General features: G+C 67.0%; 22 protein-coding genes. 4 read left to right on the plus strand and 18 right to left on the minus strand.

Translation table 11 applies throughout. The annotated features are described in order from the left end of the window. Positions 1-27: 27 nt before the first annotated feature. From J7E25_RS05435 to J7E25_RS05475, 9 genes are all read right to left on the minus strand, one after another. Complete coding sequence (locus J7E25_RS05435; RefSeq protein ID WP_214868690.1) at positions 28-1,851, minus strand: type IV secretory system conjugative DNA transfer family protein; 1,824 nt, start codon at positions 1,849-1,851, stop codon at positions 28-30. A gap of 5 nt (positions 1,852-1,856) precedes the next feature. Then, positions 1,857-2,855: a DNA-processing protein DprA gene (gene dprA / locus J7E25_RS05440; protein WP_214868692.1), complete on the minus strand. Its 999-nt coding sequence runs from the start codon at positions 2,853-2,855 to the stop codon at positions 1,857-1,859. A gap of 60 nt (positions 2,856-2,915) precedes the next feature. Continuing rightward, complete coding sequence (locus J7E25_RS05445) at positions 2,916-4,400, minus strand: ATP-binding protein (protein WP_214868694.1); 1,485 nt, start codon at positions 4,398-4,400, stop codon at positions 2,916-2,918. Beyond that, complete coding sequence (locus tag J7E25_RS05450; RefSeq protein ID WP_214868696.1) at positions 4,397-4,843, minus strand: hypothetical protein; 447 nt, start codon at positions 4,841-4,843, stop codon at positions 4,397-4,399. The genes J7E25_RS05445 and J7E25_RS05450 overlap by 4 nt, the downstream gene beginning before the upstream one ends. A gap of 228 nt (positions 4,844-5,071) precedes the next feature. Further along, positions 5,072-6,211 (minus strand): hypothetical protein, encoded by a 1,140-nt coding sequence (locus tag J7E25_RS05455; protein ID WP_214868698.1) that lies wholly within the window; start codon positions 6,209-6,211, stop codon positions 5,072-5,074. Continuing rightward, positions 6,208-6,744, minus strand: coding sequence for a DUF4365 domain-containing protein (locus tag J7E25_RS05460; RefSeq protein WP_214868700.1), 537 nt, complete (start codon positions 6,742-6,744; stop codon positions 6,208-6,210). The genes J7E25_RS05455 and J7E25_RS05460 overlap by 4 nt, the downstream gene beginning before the upstream one ends. Positions 6,745-7,056: 312 nt before the next feature. Further along, on the minus strand, positions 7,057-8,520 hold the full coding sequence (locus tag J7E25_RS05465; protein WP_214868702.1) for an SCO6880 family protein: 1,464 nt from the start codon (positions 8,518-8,520) through the stop codon (positions 7,057-7,059). 15 nt (positions 8,521-8,535) lie between these two features. Continuing rightward, positions 8,536-9,921 (minus strand): conjugal transfer protein TrbL, encoded by a 1,386-nt coding sequence (locus tag J7E25_RS05470; protein WP_214868704.1) that lies wholly within the window; start codon positions 9,919-9,921, stop codon positions 8,536-8,538. Between the two features lie 27 nt (positions 9,922-9,948). After that, positions 9,949-10,218, minus strand: a complete 270-nt coding sequence (locus tag J7E25_RS05475) for a DUF6112 family protein (RefSeq protein ID WP_214868706.1) — start codon at positions 10,216-10,218, stop codon at positions 9,949-9,951. Positions 10,219-10,380: 162 nt separating this feature from the next. Between J7E25_RS05475 and J7E25_RS05480 the strand changes: the two genes are divergently transcribed. Next, complete coding sequence (locus J7E25_RS05480; protein ID WP_214868708.1) at positions 10,381-11,325, plus strand: abortive infection family protein; 945 nt, start codon at positions 10,381-10,383, stop codon at positions 11,323-11,325. 250 nt (positions 11,326-11,575) lie between these two features. Here the strand turns inward: J7E25_RS05480 and J7E25_RS05485 are convergent, their stop codons facing one another. The 9 genes from J7E25_RS05485 to J7E25_RS05525 are packed head-to-tail and all read right to left on the minus strand — an operon-like array spanning position 11,576 to position 18,646. Further along, on the minus strand, positions 11,576-11,842 hold the full coding sequence (locus J7E25_RS05485) for a DUF6112 family protein (RefSeq protein WP_214868710.1): 267 nt from the start codon (positions 11,840-11,842) through the stop codon (positions 11,576-11,578). Position 11,843: 1 nt separating this feature from the next. Further along, on the minus strand, positions 11,844-13,010 hold the full coding sequence (locus J7E25_RS05490; protein WP_214868712.1) for a M23 family metallopeptidase: 1,167 nt from the start codon (positions 13,008-13,010) through the stop codon (positions 11,844-11,846). Between the two features lie 9 nt (positions 13,011-13,019). Beyond that, positions 13,020-13,673 (minus strand): hypothetical protein, encoded by a 654-nt coding sequence (locus J7E25_RS05495; protein WP_214868714.1) that lies wholly within the window; start codon positions 13,671-13,673, stop codon positions 13,020-13,022. A 55-nt stretch (positions 13,674-13,728) separates the two neighbouring features. Further along, complete coding sequence (locus tag J7E25_RS05500; RefSeq protein WP_214868716.1) at positions 13,729-14,796, minus strand: ParB N-terminal domain-containing protein; 1,068 nt, start codon at positions 14,794-14,796, stop codon at positions 13,729-13,731. Then, positions 14,793-15,677 (minus strand): hypothetical protein, encoded by an 885-nt coding sequence (locus tag J7E25_RS05505; RefSeq protein ID WP_374196193.1) that lies wholly within the window; start codon positions 15,675-15,677, stop codon positions 14,793-14,795. The genes J7E25_RS05500 and J7E25_RS05505 overlap by 4 nt, the downstream gene beginning before the upstream one ends. A gap of 3 nt (positions 15,678-15,680) precedes the next feature. Further along, positions 15,681-16,091, minus strand: coding sequence for a hypothetical protein (locus tag J7E25_RS05510; protein WP_214868718.1), 411 nt, complete (start codon positions 16,089-16,091; stop codon positions 15,681-15,683). Beyond that, on the minus strand, positions 16,084-16,734 hold the full coding sequence (locus tag J7E25_RS05515; RefSeq protein ID WP_214868889.1) for a DUF2637 domain-containing protein: 651 nt from the start codon (positions 16,732-16,734) through the stop codon (positions 16,084-16,086). Before J7E25_RS05515 ends, J7E25_RS05510 begins: the two co-directional genes overlap by 8 nt. Positions 16,735-16,766: 32 nt before the next feature. After that, entirely contained in the window at positions 16,767-17,660 is an 894-nt protein-coding gene (locus tag J7E25_RS05520) for a bifunctional DNA primase/polymerase (protein WP_214868720.1), read from the minus strand. After that, complete coding sequence (locus J7E25_RS05525; protein WP_214868722.1) at positions 17,657-18,646, minus strand: ArdC-like ssDNA-binding domain-containing protein; 990 nt, start codon at positions 18,644-18,646, stop codon at positions 17,657-17,659. Before J7E25_RS05525 ends, J7E25_RS05520 begins: the two co-directional genes overlap by 4 nt. A gap of 415 nt (positions 18,647-19,061) precedes the next feature. Between J7E25_RS05525 and J7E25_RS05530 the strand changes: the two genes are divergently transcribed. Genes J7E25_RS05530 through J7E25_RS05540 form a run of 3 tightly spaced genes read left to right on the plus strand, consistent with a single transcriptional unit; the run spans position 19,062 to position 20,992 of the window. Further along, entirely contained in the window at positions 19,062-19,484 is a 423-nt protein-coding gene (locus J7E25_RS05530) for a hypothetical protein (protein WP_214868724.1), read from the plus strand. 54 nt (positions 19,485-19,538) lie between these two features. Then, entirely contained in the window at positions 19,539-20,003 is a 465-nt protein-coding gene (locus tag J7E25_RS05535) for a hypothetical protein (RefSeq protein WP_214868726.1), read from the plus strand. Further along, the gene (locus tag J7E25_RS05540) at positions 20,000-20,992 is read left to right on the plus strand and encodes a DUF6545 domain-containing protein (protein ID WP_214868729.1); all 993 of its coding nucleotides are present in this window, start codon (positions 20,000-20,002) and stop codon (positions 20,990-20,992) included. The genes J7E25_RS05535 and J7E25_RS05540 overlap by 4 nt, the downstream gene beginning before the upstream one ends. The last annotated feature ends 117 nt before the right edge of the window (positions 20,993-21,109 follow it).

Below are 21,109 nucleotides of genomic sequence, written 5' to 3' on the forward strand. Positions count from 1 at the left end.
GAGACGGGTGCGCGCAGCATCCGGTACCTACTCGGTGGGCTCGCCTACCTCGTCGGGGATCGGCGCCGGTGTGGGCGGGGGCGTCGGCTCGCGCAGGAGAGCTTCGATCTCGGCGCGTCCGGTTCGGAGGATCTTGGCGTCGGGACGGGTGGTCCACATGCGGAGGCGGGCGACGATCGGTGGTGCGGATCTGAGCAGGATGAGGCCGGTGCCGAAGGGCAGGGTGCGGATTGTGTCGGGTGGCATCGTCGCAATCCGGCGGACCGAGCGTTGCGCAGAGCGGGAGCCGCGATCGCCCACAGTGGTCGAGTCGGTGGTGTCGTCGCGGTCGCCGATGAGGGTGGAGAGGTCCTGGAGATCCTTCGAGTTGGATGCTCCGCCGAGGATGATCTTGACGATCGAGGCATCCCAGATGGTGCCTGCCGCGTTGTCGGACCATTTCGTGCGCGCCTGGGAGAGAGATTGCAGGACGGGCATGGTGGTGATGCCGGTGCCGCCGCCTTCGGCCATGAGGTTCGGTAGGGACGGCAGAGGTGCGAGGTTGCCGATCTCATCGAGCGCAAGCAACAGCGGCGGGTCGAGGCGGGCGCCGGGGCTGCGGGCAGCGAGGCGGCGGGTCGTTTCGATGACGTCTTCGAGGAACGCGGCGACGAGCGACGCGCAGTTGTTCGCGCCGGCGCCGGTGGCAAGCAGGTAGAGGGTGCCGCCATTGCGGAGGAAGACCTCGGGGTGGAACTGTTCGTCGTCGGTCGGGGAGACAGCGTCGAGCACGCGTGGGTCGGCGAGGGCGGCGAGGGAGAGGGAGACGCCTTGCCAGATGGAGTCGCGGGTGCGTGGGTCGGCTTCGAGCATGGCTTGGAGTGAGTCCGCCCAGCCGATCGCCGCTGCGGGGCTGGTTGTGAGGATGGCGACGGCGTCGGCGGCGGCGGCAGGGTCGAGGGTCCACCGGAAGAGTTCAGCCGGGGTGCGTCGGTCGAGGGCTGCAGCATGGAGGAGCGCTTGCAGGGCGACTCGTGTCTTGGCTTCCCAGAATCCGCCGCCGTCGACGCCCCCGGCTGCGAGCCCGGTGCCGGCTGCGAGACCGGTTGCTCGGATCATTGCGATGAGGGGATCTTCGCAGCCGCGGATCGGTGACCAGCGGAGTCCAGCCGGGATGCCGGCGGCGAGCTGCTGCGGGTCGAAGACGGCGACAGGGCCTGCATGTTGGCGGGCGCGGAGGGTGGCGGTCAGGTTGTCGGGGCGGGTGGAGGTCGTCACGACTGGGCCGGGGGCGTCGAGGATGGCGTTGATGACGATGTGGGCGCCTTTGCCGGAGCGCGGTGGTCCGATGACGAGGATCGAGTCCTCGACCGATGCCCATACGCCGGTGTTGCGGGAGCTGCCCAGCAGGTAGCCGATGTCGTTCGGTCGCGCGGAGGCCAGCGACGGTCGGAGATGCACGGCACGCTTCATGAGCGCTGTACGTGACGCGGTGCGGCCCACGTCGGCTTTGGTCGCGGACCCGGGGAGCCGGTACGGGTCGGTTCGTTGGGCACGGCTCGAGGCGCGCAGCATCCGCCATACGAAGGTGACGAGGGTCGCTGTTGCGGCCACCAGCATTGCGGCGGTAGCCCAGTATGCGACGGGATTCAGGCCTGGGGCGCCGAGGACGGTCGCCGGGTTGGCAGGATCGAGCAGCATTGCCAGGCCGGTCTCGGGGCCGCCGGCGGGTTGGGCGATGCCTGTTGCCCACGCAGCGGTGCTGCCCGCGGCGCGGAGCAGTACCGCGAAGACGGCGCAGCTGATGAGCAACCCCATGCCGAGGTTGGTGAGCTCGTCGCCGAGGGCGCCCGTCGTGCGTTCGGCGGCCATGGCGCTCAGCGGACCAGGTAGGCGGTTGGTCGGATGCCCCGGCGGGTGCGAGAGTACGTTTGCGGCCGGTCAGCGGCGAACCGGATGGCGGGGTCGATGAGCACAGTGACGTCGTCGGCGTCCGCGACGAGGGCCGCGGTGCCGTCCTGGATGAGTCGATGGGTGCCGGCGCTGGTCGGGGAGGTGAGCGGGCCTGGAATGGCGGCGACCGGGCGGCCGAGTGCGCTCGCGAGACTCGCGACGTTCAGCGCCGCGGAGCGTCGCCCCGCCTCGACGACGACGGTCGCGCCGCTCAACGTCGCGATCAGCCGCGCCCGTTGCAGGAATCGCCACCTCGTTGGGGCTGCGCCGGGTGGCAGCTCGGCGACAAGCAGGCCGCCAGCTTCGACGATGTGCGCGAAGAGGTCGTCGTGGGCGCTGGGTTGCGGGCGGTCGAGTCCGCTGGCGAGTACCGCGATCGTGCGGCCTGGGGCGGCGCCGTTCGCGCCGCGGTGCGCGGCTGCGTCGATGCCGTACGAACCGCCAGAGACAATCACTCGCCCGCGCCGCACAAGGTCAGACGAGAGCGTGGTGGCGATGTGGGTGCCGTACGCGGTTGCCGCTCGTGCCCCGACGATCGCGACCCGATCCGACAGTGGTGCCCCGAGCAGCGCGGAGTCGCCACGCAGCCAAAGTGCGAGCGGCGCGCTGGGACCGAGCTGTCGGAGCTCCACGGGCCACACGGCATCGGCGGGCGTGAAGGCGTGCAGGTCGTGCTGCTGCATGTCGGCTTGGATGCGGTCGAGCTGCCCAGGGTTCAACCGCGGGGCGAGGCGCTGCCGCCAGAGCTCGCCCTGGGCGGGCTCGACGCCAGCCGGCAGCGGTGTCCGCGTCGCGAGTAGCTCCAGGGTCTCGACAGGACCGATCCGGCCGACGAATGTGCCGGTGATGATGTCTGCCGGTTCGGAGACTGCGGCGAGCGTCATCCGTGCGGCACGGTCTTCATCCACTTGGTCAGCGGTCACGGTGCCTCCTCGATCTGTTCGTCAGGTGCGCTCTGATGTCCGCGCTGCTGGGCGAAACTGTCATTGGCCGGCGGTCATCCGTGCCGTCGTGTCGAACGCAGCCATCTCGTCGGGGTGGAGTTGGTGCTGCACGACGAAGCTACGGTCCTTGATCCGCCAGAGCCCCTGCCCGGTGCCGAGCGCCGGCAGCAGTTTCTGCTCCGTTCCCGACAGCCCGAGAGCGGTCGCGGTGGAGCCGAGCTGGTCGGGCTCCTGCCGGTAAACGATGCGGGTCTCCGCATTCGCGAGGAGCGATGATGCCAGGGCGCGCATCGCGGAGCCGGAGTCGCCGACGTTGTCGAGGTCGGAGAGCTTGTGGAACACGAGCATGTTCGCGATCCCGAAATGGCGCGCGAGACGCCACTGGGCGTCCATTCGACGAAGGAGTGCCGGATACGCCATGAGCCGCCACGCCTCGTCGTAGATCACCCATCGCTGCCCGCCGGCCGGGTCGGACAGCGCCGACTCCATCCACGCCGATGAGCACGTCATGAGCACCGAAATCAGCGTCGAGTTCTCGGCCACACGCGACAAGTCGAGCGAGACCATCGGCAGCGACGGATCGAAGCGAACCGTAGACGGCCCGTCGAATAGGCCCGCGAGATCGCCGGCGACCAGGCGTCGCAGGGCGTGCCCGACGAGTCGGCCGTCTTCGGCCAGACGACGCTCGGGGTCATCCTCCGTGCTCGGTGCGAGAATGCGGTCGACGACCATCGGCAGGATCGGCACCTCCGCGCTGCGCACCGCGTCGCTGAGGGCGAGGTCGATCGCGGTGTGCTCGAGTGGGCTGAGCGGTCGATCCAACACGGTTTCGGCAAGGGCACCGATCAACTCCCGACGTCGCGCCGACAGTTGCGCCGTCCATTCCGCATCGGATGTCGCAGAAGGGCGGAGTCCTTCGTCGAGTGGGTTCAGACGATTGCGAAGGCCGCGGCCGAGGATGATCGCTTTGCCACCGACAGCCTCGGCGACCGCGGTGTGCTCACCCTTGGGATCGCCGGGCACATACACTCGCCGGCCGAACGGCAACGATCTCGTGTAGAGCGACTTCGCCAGCGACGACTTGCCCGAGCCCACGATGCCGGCCAAGACAACATTCGGAGCGGTAATCAATCCCCGTTGGTAGAGCACCCAAGGGTCGTAGACGAACGAGCCGCCCGAGTACAGGTCCTGGCCGACGAATACCCCGGCCGACCCGAGACCGGCCTCTGCGAGGAACGGGTAGTGGCCGGCCAATGTGGCTGACGTGTCCTGATGCTTCGGCAGGCGGAGACGCCCGGGCGTCCGAAGCGCAGCGGGGCCGGGCTCGCCTCCAGAGGGCAGGTAGTGCGCGGAGCGGGCCTCCGCTCGCTCCGCGTCATGCTGCGTGCGCCGGTCAGCGGCCGTGGCCTTGCGCGCATCCTGCTCGATTCGTGACGCGATGTGCTTTCGAGCGAGACGATCCTGACGGCGCTCATCGCGAGGGTTGACCAGCGATGCTGTGTGGAGACGTTCGTCGACGCTCACATCGCCACCGCACGACCCGCACCCGAACCCGACGGCGCGAGCGTCGGGTTCGCCAACCAAGCATCCGCAACGGCCTGCGGCGACCGCTCGAACGGCGCCACCGACGGCCGCCCTGCCAGTGCTGGCACTGGGTCTGGCTCCGGTACGTACCGCTTCAGTAGCGACACGTATCCGAAGGTGTCGCTGTAGGTCAGCGCGTATGGCGACCCGAACGGCTCGATTGTGTGATCGGTGCTGCCGGCAGGCACGGCGTCGTACACGTACCCGTCCGCGAGCGCGGCCTCGACGGTCGCGTCACCGCGGTCGTATTGCCGCAGTTGATAGATCGCCGAGATCGGGCCCTCCCGATCGATCAGTGCGAGAAGCTCTTCGGCTTCCTCGCCCTGCAAGAAGGCGACGCTGACCCACCGTGTCGACGGCTCGTCACGTTCGAAGACGTACATGCTCGGCCCCAATCAGGATGCTTCGCATGAGAGGTGCGCCAGCGTAGCCGACCCGCTGGTGGGCGAACCTGACTGCCCGTCCCTACGAAGCAGCTTGAATGTGTATGGTGCGCAACATCTTCATCGGACTGCGGCAGCCAGAGACCACACGCATTCCGCTGAGGATCCTCATTCGAACTCGACAACGATGCATATTGAATTCACAAGGACGACTCTTCGTGCGGCGCCTCAGGCCGTGTCGAAGTCCGCAAGCGTGTCTTCCAGCGGTCGAGGGCTCGCGATCTCGCGAAGGCGCGCTGTGCGTCCGTGGCGACGCTCCACCACTCCGTGAACGACAACAGTCGTACCCTCGTCCATCCACTGATGAATCTCGGTCAGTTGTTCTTGCCTCACCCGAACGTCGACGCGCCCAACGCGAGCACCGGTGGGACTCGGCGTCTGAATCGCAATCTCACCGAATGGATCGCCTGGAACGTGCCCGATGTGAATGATCGGCCCTGTGATGACGCGTAGTGGGTCCTGCTTCGGCGATGACAGTAGCCGAACCGTCTTCGCGACGATCTCGCGCGCCTCTGCTGGGATCGTGACGGCGCGGGGTTGAGCTGCCGCGACGGCTTCAGCCGGCGCCCAAGTGAACTCGGTACTCAGCCATGAGACTCCTGGCTCAGACAGAGTTCGGTTCACCTGAGCGAAGATCTCCTTTGACCCTCCGGCAATCACGACGGGCAGCAGGTCGCGGGACTGCGGCTCTCGCGCTGGCTGGATGACGTTCTTGTCGTATGCTGCGAGCGCTTGTGCGAGCGTGCGGGTGACCCTTCGCTCCTCCGACTCTGGCTGCACGGAGTCGAATGTGACACCAGTGAGGTGCGGCTCCAGCTCGGCCTTCGGATCACCGACGCGCAGGAGAACAGGAAACACGAACGAGCCGACCTCCGTGTGTGCCAAGCGTGCCTCTCGCGCGATGTCATCGCCAAGCTTCGAATAGTTGCTGCCGATGGACTGCCGAGGTCGTCGGGCTGTCGTGGCAGCGGCCCGTATCATGCCGAACGCTGAGCCGATGACTGTAGCGCCGGCTTCCAGCGCGATGGTTTGCGCACCATAGACGTCGTTATCGATCCGGAAGCGGGTGATGTCAAAACGCACGAACTCCAGCGCGCGTTCGACGGTAATGACGCTCTCTTGATGTGCCGAGGCGATCCGCTCAGTGATGTCGCTCCATTCGAAGGAGCCTCGTCGCACAATTGGCGGCAAGTACATCTCTGCGCGCTCGAACGCCCACAGATCAGCACCACCAGGATTGCGCGCCGAAACCTGCCAGCCGCGGTCGCGCAAAAGGGCTGCGATATCGGTGGACATCTCAACGTTCATGCTGCACCTCCACCCCCCTCCAGGAACGCGTAGACCTCATCGCGCCAGTCGTATAACGTCTCCGGAGTCAAGCGGTCCGCGCTTGTGAACTTCATCGATTCGGTGTGTTGCACGCGATCGAACCGTTTCCCGAATGCCACTGCCCGATGCACTGTCGACGACGGCTTGCTGTCGATCCAATCACCAACCACGGACGGCACTTTCACCATCACGACATAGATGGGATGGAAGCTCGCGGACCACTTGCCAACCCACGAAGGTTCAAGCGAAAGCGTCGCCCTGCCAGGACCGACCTTGAACCCGCTTGTGCACTTGACCTGTACTTCAGCGCTCGCCCGCCCAAACTTGAGGGTGACATCAAGCGCGTCAACATCCTCATCTGACGTTGTCTCGAAGAACCCGACACCGGCGTGGGCTGCGAGGGCGCGCAGGTACGCGACACCGTATCTACCCCGCCGTCCGTTATCGCTGAAGTTCGTATTGGCCGGCACAAGCAGGCGAGACTGAGGAACGCCCGGCGCTGGACTCGTCACGCTCACTCCCCACTCAGGTTTTGCCCACCATAGCGCTACCCGATCCGACATGGTGCGTCGGCCACGCTCACAGAGGGGAGCGATTGCGCACGCCAGTATTGACGATGCGGATCCTCGAGACTGCGGATCCGCCGAACATCCCCGACGACGTGGCCGCCTGCGGTGGCCTGCAACAGGCCCCGCGTTCACCTCAGCCCTTGCGGGTCCAGCCCGTCGGCCGGCCGCTCGGCGTGCTCCGCCGGAGACTACCTATACGTAACTCAGCGGTCCCGCCGCGGAAGCTCGGGCTGGGGATGAGGTGGGAGACGCACACTAGACGCTCCGGCACAGCGGCAGCGCCGCCGCCGTGAACGCCTGCGCCTGCTGGCCGACGAGGCGCCGCACCTCGCAAGAAGCTTGAATCGCCGCCTGCTCGATCGCGGCCACCGCGGCGTCGAGCTCGTCGACCGTGGGCGCGGTCACAGTGATGAGGCCTGAGACGCGCAGAACGCCGTGGCCGGCAGTGAGGTCGGCTTCCTGCTGGAGGACGTCGTCGTACTCGGCGGTGGCCGAGGCATCCTCGATCTGACCGATGCGGCGACGCTGGTGGGCGTCGCTGATGAGTTCGGTCTTCTTCTTGCGGATGTCGCGGGCGGCATGGTCTGCGCGCACAGGCAGGTAGTGCAGCGAGACGGTACGGAGGACGCCGTTCGTGAAGACGAGCGGTGCGAGGAAGCCGGGGTAGACCTGTGATCGGGGCCACTCGCTGATCCACAGCACAGCATGCAACGCCGAGTCGGTGTGGAGTCGATCCCATGTCTCGGTGACAGCAACCGGGCCTGCGGTGGCCAAGTCCTGGCCAACATCTGGGTGACGTTCGAGGTCGACGCCGACCGCGGGGTCGTATGCCGTGCGCAGCGACCTCGCTAGCTCTGGCGCGCTGAGCCAGCCACCGACGATGAGGTCTGCGGCGCGGAGAGCGCTGCTGAGCGCAGTCATCTCCTGCCGGAGCACCGCGGCTGCTCCGCGCATCCCCCCGCCGTTCGCGCGGATCTGCCGGGTGGCTGCAGTGAGGTCGAGCGCGAGGCTGATGGTGGTGGCGTGGCGTTCTCCGGCGGGGCCGGCGCGTTCGATGAGGTCGCGGTACGTGTTCGCGGCCCAGGAGTCGTCGTCGGTGCCGTGGCGTTCCCACCACTCGGCGAGGCCGGTGCCGGAGTCGGGCAAGGTTCGCTCGCTGACCTGGATGCGGGCGATGCGGCCGGATCTGCAGGTGCCTGCCAGCACGCGTCCCCATCCGGCGACGCGGCGGTGCTGTTCGCCGGGGTCGACGAGTGCGAATGCGGGGTGCGAGATTGCGATGATCGCGGTGAGGGTCTGCTGGTGTGGGTCGTGGACCATGACGGCGCCGGACTCGGGATCGTGCCATTCGCGCAGCGCAGCGGCGTCGCCGGGTAGCGCGAGCGTGCCGACCGGGCGGGGGCGGATGATGCGTCGCCGGTAGGTGAGCTGTCCGCGCGCAGCGCGCAGCATCCATTTGGTGGTGATCGGAACCCACTCAACGATCTTTCGTCCGCCGATCGGGACGGCGGCAGTGAGCGCGGCGGTGCCCCAGATCGGTGAGGTCCAGGCGATGCCGGCCGCGCCGGCGGTGTAGAGGGCGGCCACCATGGTGAGCAGTCCGATGGACAGGGCGATGAGCTGTGGGGCTGAGAGACCGAGGAGGATGCCGCGGCGGGTCAGTCTCGAGAACTGCACTGGCGCGAGGCGGTAGTCAGGGCGTGCGGTGTCGGTCTCCATGGGACTGGTGTCCTTTCAGGTTCGGGATGTCGGTGGCGCCGGTGTCGGCGGCGCAGGAGCTCGCGAGCGCGGCGGTGGGACTGGCGCGGGGGAGGGTGGTGTCGGCGGTGGCGGCGCGGCGGATTCGCCCGCGGCGCCGGTATGGGAGTCGGCCGTGTTGCCGATGGAGCTGCCGAACTGTTGGCCGGCTCGGGCGGTGGCGGCTGCGACTTGGGCGCCGGCGACCACGGCGATCCCTGCAGGGCCGGCCGCCGCCCCCGCGCCTGCAGCGCCAGCTCCTGCGCTACCTGCGGCCGCACTCCCTCCTGTGGCGCCGGCGCCCGCACCGGATGCGCTGGTGCCGACCGTGCTGCTGCCCGCACCAACCCCGCTGGGCCCTGCACTGTTGGCGGTCGGTGTTGGCGCGGCCGAAGCGCTCTTCCCGCCGCCTCCGCCGTCGAGGATCTTCTTCGCGCTGTCGACCCCGGGCCCGCCCGGAACAGGTACGGGGCGGTTGAGCGCGGACTTGGCTTCCTGCTCGCTGGACATCGCGTGGTACATGTCGAAACCGACGAAGTTGAGGAACTTGTACGTGATGTATGGGGCGAACGCGGCGATGAACATCAACACGATGCCTGCGATCGGGTCACTGATCGATGCGAGGTCGGCGTCGATCGGGGCGGCGACCTGAGCGATGGCGACGAGGAAGATCACGACGAGCACGAGCTTGGATAGCACCAGCGCAACAACGAACGCGACCCACTTCGAGAACCAGCCCTTCGTGGCATCCCATGTGGCACCAGCGAGTGCGATTGGCCCAAATACGATGGCGACGAGGAGGAGGGCTTTGCGGATCAAGAGCGAGAACCAGACGATCGCGGCGGCGCTGATCGCCAGAGCGGACAGGAAGATCGTCACGATCGCGCCGACACCGGGGGCGGCGATGTTGATCGTGGTCAGCCCACCGGCAAGGAGGGCGATGCGATCGCCCATGCCTTCCATTGTGTTTCCGGATGCCCGGACGATGCCGATCGCGAGCTGGTCGGTGATCTCCAGGAGCAGTGCTGTGAGAGTGATGATCACGAAGGATCCGAGGATCGATTTGGCCAAGCCGAGGCCGGCGCGGGGGAGGGCGGTCGGGTCTCGGTGGATAAGCCCGGTGATCAGTTGCAGGAAGAAGAACATGAGAGTGATGAACACGGCGACGCCGAAGAGCACGTTGAAGACGTCGAGGTAGCTCGGGTCGGTTACGTCGACGAGCGTCGTTGTGTCGAAAGCCGCCCAGACCGCTTCGAACATCCATGCGGCGGCGGACCCCATCGCGGCCGCGAGCCAGTCGAAGGGGGCCGTGACGAGTGAGGCGGTGCCCTCGCCGACCGCGGTGCAGACCTCGGCGATGACCGGGACGTCGCAGACGCTCATGGTCGTGCCCTGTTCAGCGGGGCGGCCTCAAACGGCCTGGCCAACGTTCCAGAAGAAGTTTGTGAGCGTCACCGCGGCGCCACAGATGATGGCAGCCCCACACGCGATCAGCACGCCTGACTTGCCCCGCGAAGCGAGGTGCGGGTTGGATGAGTTCGCGCCGAAGCCCCACACGATCGCCGCCACGATGAGCGCGAGCACGGCGAGGATGAGGCCGATCGTCATCACCGCTCCGACGATGACGCGCAGTTGGTCGATGCCGGGTAGGCCGGTGCCATTGGGGTCAATGTCGATCACTGGATGCTCCCTCGGTCGTTTCGACTGTCAGGAGCGAGGTGTGCAGGCCAGTCCTAGAACCCGGGCTGCCGCGCAAGCGCGCTCCCGCCTGGCAGGACCTGCCGCAGAAAATGCGCTGGCACGATCTCTGATCAGTCGCAGAACGGATGCGAAGATTGTGGGATGTCGAACCCGTTCACCTCCGCCTGGAATCCACCCGCGGCAGCGCCGCCAAGTCGGGTCTCACGCACCACTCGGAACAACGTTGTCGATTGGCTCGCGCTGTCGGGACATTCGTGGGCGGGGAGGATGCACGACGAGGATTTCCTGGCTCGCCTCTACGAGTTGGGAGAGCTCGGAAGCACAGACACTCGATTCTCGGACGCCGCTGGAGATATATGGCAACACCGAACTCGCAACGACGACTGGGACGACGACTGGATTTTCACCGATGCGAGATTCAACCTTCGCGACGGTAGCGACGAAAACCTCCTTCGCTTCTTGGCTGAGACGGTTCACCCGCTTGTTCGTCCTGACCCCGACGCCGTTGCCCAACTGGTGACCGGATACAACGACGCACTCCGCGCCGACGGCTTCGAGCTATATGAGACTGGGCGAATCGGTCTGCAGCCCATATACGGTTGGCGTCAGATTGCGGCGGTACGAGCCCCAGCAGCCAGTCGTCTGCGAGATCATCCCGACCTGGCAGACAAGCGTGTTCTGATCCAGCATCTCGACCGAATCAACCGAGATATCGAGTCTGATCCCGCGGCCGCAATCTCGTCGTCGAAGAATCTGCTGGAGACCTTGTGCAAGATCGTCTTGTCGGATCGCGGCGTCGAGTATCCCGCTTCGGACGATCTTCCTGGTCTCTTCGCAAAGGTGGCCGCCGAGCTGGCTATCAATTCCAACTCCGTGCGGGACGACCAACGCGGTAGCGATGCAATCAAAAAGATGATGCGCACGCTCACGACGACGGTGCAAGCGGTCGCTGAAGCTCGTAACTCGTCCCTGGGGGACGGACACGGGGGCGAAGTAGAAAGTCCGGCGGAGGCCCGCCACGCTCGGCTGGTCTACAACGCGACCACCGCAGTTGCAGAATTCGTCGTTGACACGTGGCGCCCATAGCTCCCAGCCACCACTGACGTACGCAAGATTTGCATCTCGCGGCCCAGATGGGCGACCAAGGCAACGGGGTTTCAACGGGGCGAGGCTGAGATCTCTCATCGCGATGCTGCCAGCCCGGCAGGGGGCTGCGTGATCCAGAGATCGTTCTTCCCCGGCAGACGAAGTCGGTGGAGCGCGTCGTTGATCTGGACGTTCTCGTGAACCGGTTGAGCGTGGTGGTCGACGCGGGCAGGTGCAGCCTGCCGTCTTTCTAAAGCCGGGAACCAACGTTCAGCAGGAAGTTGACCCACGCCACACCGACCCCAGCGAGCGCCGCAGCGCCGCAGGCGACCCAGAGGCCGAGGCGGGCGCGGGAAGCAGTTTGGTAGAGGCCGTTCGCTGAGGCGAGTGCCCACGTGACGGCACTGATGATCATCATGAGGACGGCGACGATCAGGACGAAGGTCATGAGGGCGCCGACGATGCTGCGGAGTTCTGCGGCGGTTGCGACGGCTCCGAAGTCGGGGAAGATGTCCATGTTAGGGAATCCTTTCGGGGCGGCATCCGGCGATGTTGATGTCTGATCCGCCGACGCCTGCCGCGCCGTGTTCGGTCAGCCAGTCGAGCGCGTTGACGGCGGGGGCATCTTGTCCACCGGGGTGGATCTCGAGGTGAAGGTGTGGGCCGGTCGACTTGCCGGCTGAGCCGACGTCGCCGATGTGCTGACCTGCGGCAACGCTGTCGCCAACGCTGACGTGGATGCCCGCGTCGTACATGTGCGCGTAGTACGAGGCGACGGTCTGCCCGCCGACGGTGTGCTCGAGTACGATCAGTCCGCCGTATGTGCCGCGCGGGCCTGCGAAGACCACACGGCCGTCGGCGACGGCGAGGATCGGCGTGCCTGCGGGGGCGGCGAGGTCGCTTCCGGCGTGGAAGGCGCGCGCGCCGGTGACAGGGTCGGTGCGCCAGCCGAAACTGTCGGTGTTCGTGAATGAGCCGTCAGGCAGCGGGAAGACGACGCGCGCGGTCTCGGGGACTCGGGTCGCTGCACCACCGGACGCCGTCGACCCGTTGCTGGTCAGCGCGGCGAGGATCGCTTCGGCCACCGGCTGGAAGTCCTGATAGCGATCAGGGTAAGCGCTGACCTCGACGGCCTGCGCCGCCTGACCAGGGTCGAGCTGCTGCCAGTCGGGGATGTCGAGCAGTCCGCGCGGTGAGCCGGCGTTCGGCCCACCGACTCCTCCGTAGAACGCACGCGCCTGGTAGGCCGGGTCCATGAGTTCGGCGACCGTGCCCCAACCCGATGCGGGCCGCATCTGGAAGAGCCCGAGCGAGTCGTGGTCGTGTCCGTCGCCGTCGTTGGGGTAGCTGGCCGATTCGGAGTACGCGGTGGGATTCGCCAACATGCGGAGGCTCGACTCCGTGAGCGCGGCCATGAGTGCGATGACCACACCGGGGTGGCCGACACCCGCAGTCAGCGACCCGATCGTCGTGATGGTCGCGGCATGGGTGAGCTGCTGCGTGTTCAGCGTGACCGAGTTGCCGGATCGCGTCTTCGCAGTGAGGGAATCGGGGATGCGGCCGACGATCAGCGAACCAGCGGTGCACGACCGCGCTGCCGGGTTGATGAGGGCAGCCACGCTGACGAGCCCGGCCGGCGGGCCGACGAGCATGAGGAGCAGCAGGACGATGATGAGCTTCTTCATCGTTCACCCTCACTCCAGCGGGCTGTCGGGCCGCGAGAGCCGAAGTAGCCGGCAGGGCTCGTCGGCCGGGCAGTCGACGAAGACGGTGAACGACACGGGTCGGGCGCTCTGCACGGGCTCCCGGCGCCACATCCCTTCACGATGCCGAGTGCCGTTGACGGTGAACGCGACAGCAGTTGCCGGAATCTGCCCAGCCGCTGCCTGGGCTTGGGCCGCCGTCCACGCATCCGGCACCCGCACATCGTCGATTGTGAGGCTTTGTCGGGTGCCGTACGCCTCCAGCTGTTCCCAAACCGTCGAACTCGGCAGGTAGCCGCGAACATCCGCTGCGACGCCCGCCGCTTCGTCTGGGTCGGCCGCGTCGACCAGCGGCTGCTCCCAGTCGGCCGGCCCACCGGTTGCACGAGTGTCCCAATCGAAGACGGCACGGGCTACACTGCGGGCAAAGCTCACCGGGTTCGAAGTCGCAGCGACCGGGCGCGGCTTCGAGATCGCCACAGGCGGCGCTGCGGCATCCGATTCGATGGGATGCCGCGTGTCAACGTCGCGCTCGGGTGAAGGACCGCGCAGCAAGCCGAGGACTCCGACGCCGATCAGGACGAGCAACACGCCCCCGCCAGCGACGAGGGCCACGAACAGACGGCGACGCTTCGCGAAGGACATGGCCGATTCCTTTCAGCGATTAGTGAACGACGTCACCGATAAGGTGCGCTCGACGTCAGCGGGCAACCGCGCGCGACGTCGTGCGGAGCTCACGTACTGCGTCTGCGAACTCGACGGAGCCCGTGACCGTCGCCTCGAACTGCGCCCACTGCTCATCGGACAACTCGGCTGCAATTTCCTCGCGGTCGTACCGGAGCCACCACTCGTGCAGATCAGTCCACTGGAACACGAACGCCCGCACCGGTAGGGTGTCCGCGCTGCCGGTGCGGGAGCTGGCCGACCGGGATCGCTTCGACTTCGGCGCCGCCTTCGCCCGTGCCAGCGCCTCGATCGCCAACTGTTGCAACTCCTCGGCGGAAACTGTCGATTCGACCGCGTGGAGGTGGGCAGCGCTCGCCGCGGCCGAGGTGCGGGCGCTCGCAGCTTCAGCGGCGTCGGCGGCGAGACGCTCGAGGTCCTCGACGGAGTATTGCGCGCTGAGTGTTCGAAAGGCCGGCTTCACGGTCGCGCCACCATCGATCGCTGTGAGCGCGGTCGCCGCACTCGATCGCAGCGACTCTGTGGCATCTTCGTCGTCGACGATCCGCTGCAGCCGTCCGATCCGCTCGAGCGTGTCGTACGAGCGCTTGCCCGTCACGAGCATCGCCGCCTGTGTGCGGCTGTCGCCGGCGCCGCGTGCGAGCGGTGCCGCGTCCGACGCGGCACCGTCGCTGCCGGCGCCGTTCGTGCCTCGCTGAAACCGGCTGGCTTCCTGGCGACGCTGTGCCTCCTCGGCCAGCAGCGCCTTGACCTCACGGTAGAGGGCGGCCGACTCCGTCGGGGCGAGCGGCTTGTGCAGCGTGTTGTCGTCCTGCTCGGCGAGCAGCCGCGCGAGCTCATCGGAGATCCCGGAGCGCACCCACACGTTCACCGTCCGCACCCCGAGCTGCCGGAGCGCCGCCAACCGTCGGGCACCGCACACGAGATCGCCATCGGGCGTCACCGTGATCGGCTGCAGCAATCCCTGGCGCTCGATCGAGGCAGCGAGGGCGTCGATGTCGCCGAAGTCGGTGCGATGCCGGGCACCCACGCGAATCGAGTCGAGCGCCCGCTCGAGTTCGATGTGGCCCTGGCTCGTAGTCATGGTCGTGCCCACGGGGTGTTGACGACGATGTCAGTGACGAGGTCGTCGTCGTGCAGCAGTGCGCGAAGCGGTTCGCCGACGAGCAATCTCAGCAGGATGCCGCGGCCGGCGACCGTGTGCTGGTGCAACGGATCGCAGCATCCGAGGAGGGCCTTCAGCATGGCGTGCCAGGCGCGCTGCGGCATGTCGAGTTGGGCCCGGGCTGCATAGTCGCGGCGTAACGACTCGTAGGCTGAGGCCCGCGACGGGGCATCCGCGAGCCGGCCGCACACGTACTCGACACCACTGCGGGCGCGGTCGTTCGGCCAGCCGAGCAACGTGAAGAGCGAGATCGCGTCACCGACCGCGGCCTGCACGTCTTCGCGGGGCGCGGTGTCGGGCTGCGCGTCGGCGGGGTCGGTTCGAAACGCCGGGTGATACTCCGGCAGCTCATGCTCCCGGTCGCTGAAGCGCTCGGCGTCGTGGAAGACCGAAACCTTCGCGCGGCGGGCCTGATGCACCGAGCACAGCAGGCCTTGGGCGCGTTCTTCAGCGATGCAGGTGACCTGCACAGCTCGCGTGACGAGCGCCCACGGGTCATGGGCGCGGAGCGTGGCCGGGGCGCGCATCGCATCAAACGCAGCGGATGCCGCCTCCCACGGGTCGAGCCCATGTTTGCGGGCGAGAGCCGAGTACTTCTCGGCGGCGAACTGCAAAAGGGCTGCTGCCTCCGGGTCGGTTCGCCAGGCGGTCCCACCGGATGCCTGCATCCGGGCGAGCAGGGTTCGCAGTCCTTCGGATCCTCGGAAGGCCTCGGTGTGATCCTTCCGCGTCGAGCTCCAGTTCATCGCGGCACCTCCAGTCGGTTCGGTGCGTGTCGCCGCGGTTTGCAGGATGCTCATGATTCACCGCCGCCCGAGCCCCGGTCGGCTGAATTGTGTGTGCTCGGGGGACCTGCCGAACTCGGAGAGGGGAGGCAGCTTGCTCGCCCGCTCGCGGATGGCTCGGCGAGTCGCGGCCGGCGCTCGACGCATGCGTGTCAGGAGCTCGGCTTCGAAATCGAGTCCGCGACCGGCGACGCGTCCGCTGCTGGTGTTCAGGAGATCGGATGCGCGGACCCAGACGATTCCGGGGCGCTGAGCCGGGCCGTTCAGATCGAGGCCGTGTGGCTGCTGCGGGTCGGTCGTGAGCTGTGACCGCGCGAAAGCAGGGTTCACCTCCGGGTGCCGGCCGGCCGACTCGGGCGCTTCTTCGAGGTCGGCCACGGGCCGGCTAGACATCGTGTGGTGATCCTTCTCGAACTCGTCTTCATCCATCACTCATGCCTTCCCTCGCGGTGCCGGTTTGAGACGTAGGTGCGCTGACGTGGTCGCGCAGCCACCGGCCGATGGTCGAGGGATGCACACCGAGCTGTCGCGCGATCGCCGAGTTCGACCAGCCGAGTGCCCGCAGTGACGAAGCATCGTCGCGCGGCGCGACGGCGGCGGGCTTCAGGCGGACGACGGTTGTCACCGGCATCCGCGGGGCTTCCTTCGTCGTGACGGGCGTAGTGGCGGGCGCCAGGTCGACCTCGCGTTCGGCGGTGTACGGCGCGCGCGCCAGGATCGAGGTCAGGTGGGTGATCGCCAGCAGCACGAGTGGCGGAACCGAGGCGACGGATGCCGCGAGCATGAGCGGCACGTCGGTGGATTCGGCGACGACGGCGTGGATCGCATTGGCGGCGACCGAGATCGCGGCACCGGCGATGAGCAGCAGCCACGGGTACCAGGCGACGCGAGTGCGGGCGAGGGCGACGGCCGCGACGGTCGCCACGACGATGATGCCGTCGACGATGAGTGGCCATACCCATGCTTGTGCGTCGCCGAGACCCGACCGGCGAGCGAGGTCGCTCAGGGAGGTGAACGACAGCCAGAACGCGCCGGCCGCGATGAATACGGTGCCGACGATCGCGGTCACCATTGCAAGGCGGGTGCCGCGCGAACGTGCGCTCGTCAGCGGAGACACGGTGCCTCACCTGTTCGTCCTGAGGGTGACTCGGATTCGCGCCTCGAGCTGCCGTGCCTGACTGATTCGCTGACCCGGCGGTCTGCAGAGCGTATCGTCGCGGTGATCTCGCGTTCGGACAAGCCCGCCTGAGCTGCGGCCGGGCCGAGGGTGTTCGCAATGTCGGATGTCCCGTATCCCGCCTCGACGAGGCGGCATGCTGCCCAGAACAGTCCGTGGTTTCGCTCGCCCTCCTGCAGCCGGCTGACCCACGCGGCGAGCCTCGTCGGCTCAGACGTACCGGTCGGGTGGCGCCGTTCGTCGGGTTGTGGAAGTCGCGGGTCAACGACTTCGCGGAGTGCGACGGCGTCGACCGGATGCGTTCGGCCCGAGCTGAGTGAGCACAGTCGGTATTCGATTTGCCTTCCCCCGGCAGTGAGCGACGACGGCGGCACGATGATGTAGCCGCCGTCGCCGCGGAAGTCGACGTAGGCCTTCGCGGACTGCCAGCACCGTTGTGGATTCGCCGGGTCAGCCGGAAAGTACACGTGCAGGCCGCCCGATGGCGTTCGGACTCGGGCGGCTTCGCCGTCGATGAGGCCGGCCTGCTGCACGGTTTCGAGCGCGGCATAGCCAGACCGGGCGACGCCGACATCGATGTCGACGACGTCGATTCCGGAGGCGAAGCCGGTCGCCATCCCGATGTTCGCGTTCGGCCACCTCGCCCACCACGACCACACGGTGTCGGGGTCGCGGCTGGCATCGAGGAATCCGGCTCGAGTCAGGGGGCGTTTGCCTTGTGACAAACACGGGAACACCGGCAAACCTGCCTCGGCGAACGTGAGTGCCGCGTCCCGTTTCGAGGATTGTCCGGCTGCGAGGAGCACCGCGCCGATGTTCATGCCAGCCCCCTCGAACCGACGCGATCGAGCGGTCGGTTTGGCGGGGCGGTCGTCGCGGCGACCGTGGGGGAGCTATGCCCCAGATTGCGCTGGAGGCCGGGAGGGTCACTGGCGCCGAGTTGTTCGGTCGGGAGCAGGTTCAGGATGTCGACCGCTGCGCGGCGTACTCGCTCGCCCGTCGACTGCACGACCTCAGCCGGTGTCCTGCCAGTCACCGACGCGGCCCACGTCGAGACGTACGGGACGGAGTAGCCGGTCGTGTCCATGCCGTGGGCTGCGCCGATCATAAGGGCGACGGACTCCGCCTCGACCTCACCGATGCCACGGTGGTGTTGCGCCTCGGTGTCGACGTCGCCGCCCGGGGCATGCATTCGCACGTGGGCGAGTTCGTGCGCGAGAGTCTTCGTTTGGGCCGCAGCTTCCAGATCACCGCGAACCGCCACGGTGCGGTTCAGGAAATCGGTACGGCCATTCGCGCCACCGAGCTCCGTGGCATCCGAAGCACTCGAAAGCGTGAAGCCCGCCACTCGGATAAGCGCGGCGAGCCCGTCCCAAAGGCCGGAAGGCGCATCGCCCTGCAACAGCATCGCAGTCGGATGCTTCGGAATTGGGCGTCCATCGGTTTGTGAGACATCCCAGACATACGCGGGCCGGACGCCGATCATCTTCGAGCGAGCGGTCTCGCCGGGGCGAGGGCGTTCGCCAGGTGAGAGCCTGCGCCAGGTTTCAGCGACGGCCGGCTCGGAGGTGGCGTAGCGTGCGGTCCGCGGCGCGAGGATGCCGTAGCCGTGCTGCCCCACGAGCACCCGTCGACCGAGAGCCTGCCATTGCTTGAAGCCGGCGACATAACTCGGCGTCGGTGTAGGGACCAGGCCTCGCTCGAATGCCGCGCAGTGTTGCGTGTAGATGAGCAGCGTGTTGTTGAACGACCGAGCGCGGAACCTGGCGGCGAACTCGAGCGCTTGCTTCCATTCGTCACCGGTCACGAGTGCATTGACTGACGCTGCCAGCTGTTCCTGCAGCTGAACGAGTTTTGCGTCTCGATCGGGGCGGGATTGCTGATTCGTTGGCACTTCGACCACCTTCCGGGGGCGACGGCCGCGCGAGCGCGGGGCTGTCACACAAAGGTGTGCAGCAGCGCGCGGCGCGCAGTCTATGCCTGAGACGGGCAGGAGCGGGCGCCAAGGCTAGGCGCAAGCTCTGTAATGTGCAGAGTTGTCTGTGGTTCGCAGCCCTTCGTTGAGCATGCTCAATTGAACTCAAGTCATGTTCTAGCACCATCTATTGAGCATGCGCAACTGTTGCGTTGGGCATGCTCAATTGGTAGATTGAGGTTTGCTCACCCGAGCGATTCAAGATGCCCAGCTCTACCTGACCCGAAGGGGAGAGGGACTGAACCTGATGATCGAAGTCGAGAACACCGCAGCCGCCGAGGACTTGGCCAAGCGCCTCCGGCTGCTCATCGACGTCGCGGTGACCGAGACTGGCAATGAGCCGACCTATACCCACATCGCCGCGTTCCTCAGCGAGCGCGGCACAAAGCTGTCTCGCTCACGCTGGACGTACATGGTGAACGGCCACCGTTACGTGCAAGACCAGCGACTCTTCGAGGGGCTCGCCGAGTTCTTCGATGTCGAGCCGGCCTTCCTGGCTGGCGAAGGCGGGGCGGCGACGCCCGAACGCGTCAGCGCTCAGCTCGAACTGGTGCGATCGATGCGAGCTGCACGCGTCAAGGCGTACGCGGCCCGTACGTTGGGTGACATCTCGCCCGATGCCCTCACCGCAATCAGCAGATACCTCGACGAGGAGATCGCTCGCACGTGACGCGCAGCGCGGCCAAGACGCTGTGAGCCCTCGTCCGAAGGGAGTGACGACACCGTGAAGACCGAAGTCGCAGTGTCGGCTGCCATGTACGAGCTCGCACTCGGCGAGTCGTTCACGTTCGATGCATTGGTCGAGGCGATCGAGCAGCGGCGCGGGCACCGCGTTCGCATCATCGAACTCGACGCGCTCGGTGAACAGGCCGGACTCTGCGCGCTGCTGATGGAGACCGACGACCAGGATCTCGTGTTCCACGCGCCGACCGAGTCGGCGCTGCACCGTCAGCAGTTCGTGCTGCACGAGTTCGCCCACCTGATTTTGGGGCACGTCGACGGTGACGATCCGGCTGCCCCGGACTTCCTGTTGCCCGACATCCCGCGGTCGACCAGAAGACGGCTGCTCCGGCGGCAGGATCTCGATACTCCGCGTGAGATCCTGGCGGAGTCAATGGCCGACCACCTCGCCGCGGCGATCAGAGCGTCAGCGGTTCGAGACTCGCGCTTCCTGGAGATCTTCGGGTGACCGCCACCGTCGTCGCAGGTCTCATGTGGCTGCTCGTGGCGTGCCTGCTCGTGCTGCGCCGACGGCGCGTGGAGCGTGGCATCACGTACGCGTCGCTGACCATCGCTGTCTCGATGACCCTCAACATCGACCCGGTCTACCTCACGCTCGACGGGCTCGCTGGAGGAACGAACTTCGTCACACTGGTGGCTGACCTGGCGCTCATGACCGGCGTGTTTCTTCTCGGACGCGGGGTGATGAAAGCTTCAGATAGTCCGCCACGTCTGGCACGCATCGCCTTGAGTCGGATCGTTTACCTCGCCGCCGTCCTCGGCGCGACTACCGCTTTCCTGATGATCGATCGCGGCACGACGACGACGAACTTCATGCTGGACCTCGGCGCTCAACGTGCTGCCGCCGCGTACTCGATCATCCATTTCAGCTACTACGCCGTCGTGCTCGCTGCGATGGCTGTTGTCGCCGGGCGGCAGGCGCGAGTCAGCCGCGGAGTTGAGGCTGTGCCTTCGCTGCTGCTCGTCATCGGCGCGGCGCTCGGAATCGCGCTGGCCGCTACTGTCGTCGTGATGGATCTCGCGCACGTCGTTGGCAACCTCACCCTCATGTCCACTGCGGCGGTGGCCTACAGCCCGCTCTTCCTGCTCGCGTTCTTTGCGCTCTGCCTGGGATTCGCCGGCCAGCCCGCAACGCGTGCCCTGCAGGCGAGGTCTCGCAAGCAGACCACGCACGAACTCTCGCGCCGGCTCGCGCCAGCCTGGCGTGCAGCCTTGAGCGTTCGACCCGGCATGAGCCAGAACGCGGATGCTGCGTTCGATGCCGAGAATCCCGAGACACTGCTTCATCGGCAGGTCGTCGAGATCCGCGACGCGATGATCGACACGCGCGTCGCGTATGAACTCGCCGATTCCGATCGTGACGTCTTGGAGAGCGCCGAGCGGCACCTCGTTCGGGCGGAATCGACCTCCTTTGGTTCGTCGAAGTTGCGCGCATGAGGGCGCTGAAAGTGCTTGGGGTGCTCGGTGCCGTTGCTGGCGTCGGCGCGGCAGCACTCGGCGCACTCGGATACGTCATCGCTCGACAGGTAACGGCGCCGGCCGCGCCGCGCCGCT

Source organism: Agromyces sp. ISL-38 (assembly GCF_018613935.1).
Classification (GTDB): Bacteria; Actinomycetota; Actinomycetes; order Actinomycetales; family Microbacteriaceae; genus Agromyces.

Bases quoted from the DNA above. Each gene is read 5' to 3' on its own strand.
- J7E25_RS05435 (WP_214868690.1), bottom strand. From the start codon at position 1,851: ATGGCCGCCGAACGCACGACGGGCGCCCTCGGCGACGAGCTCACCAAC.
- J7E25_RS05450 (WP_214868696.1), bottom strand. From the start codon at position 4,843: ATGTACGTCTTCGAACGTGACGAGCCGTCGACACGGTGGGTCAGCGTC.
- J7E25_RS05455 (WP_214868698.1), bottom strand. From the start codon at position 6,211: ATGAACGTTGAGATGTCCACCGATATCGCAGCCCTTTTGCGCGACCGC.
- J7E25_RS05465 (WP_214868702.1), bottom strand. From the start codon at position 8,520: ATGGAGACCGACACCGCACGCCCTGACTACCGCCTCGCGCCAGTGCAG.
- J7E25_RS05470 (WP_214868704.1), bottom strand. From the start codon at position 9,921: ATGAGCGTCTGCGACGTCCCGGTCATCGCCGAGGTCTGCACCGCGGTC.
- J7E25_RS05480 (WP_214868708.1), top strand. From the start codon at position 10,381: ATGTCGAACCCGTTCACCTCCGCCTGGAATCCACCCGCGGCAGCGCCG.
- J7E25_RS05485 (WP_214868710.1), bottom strand. From the start codon at position 11,842: ATGGACATCTTCCCCGACTTCGGAGCCGTCGCAACCGCCGCAGAACTC.
- J7E25_RS05490 (WP_214868712.1), bottom strand. From the start codon at position 13,010: ATGAAGAAGCTCATCATCGTCCTGCTGCTCCTCATGCTCGTCGGCCCG.
- J7E25_RS05495 (WP_214868714.1), bottom strand. From the start codon at position 13,673: ATGTCCTTCGCGAAGCGTCGCCGTCTGTTCGTGGCCCTCGTCGCTGGC.
- J7E25_RS05500 (WP_214868716.1), bottom strand. From the start codon at position 14,796: ATGACTACGAGCCAGGGCCACATCGAACTCGAGCGGGCGCTCGACTCG.
- J7E25_RS05505 (WP_374196193.1), bottom strand. From the start codon at position 15,677: ATGAGCATCCTGCAAACCGCGGCGACACGCACCGAACCGACTGGAGGT.
- J7E25_RS05510 (WP_214868718.1), bottom strand. From the start codon at position 16,091: ATGGATGAAGACGAGTTCGAGAAGGATCACCACACGATGTCTAGCCGG.
- J7E25_RS05515 (WP_214868889.1), bottom strand. From the start codon at position 16,734: ATGGTGACCGCGATCGTCGGCACCGTATTCATCGCGGCCGGCGCGTTC.
- J7E25_RS05520 (WP_214868720.1), bottom strand. From the start codon at position 17,660: ATGAACATCGGCGCGGTGCTCCTCGCAGCCGGACAATCCTCGAAACGG.
- J7E25_RS05530 (WP_214868724.1), top strand. From the start codon at position 19,062: ATGATCGAAGTCGAGAACACCGCAGCCGCCGAGGACTTGGCCAAGCGC.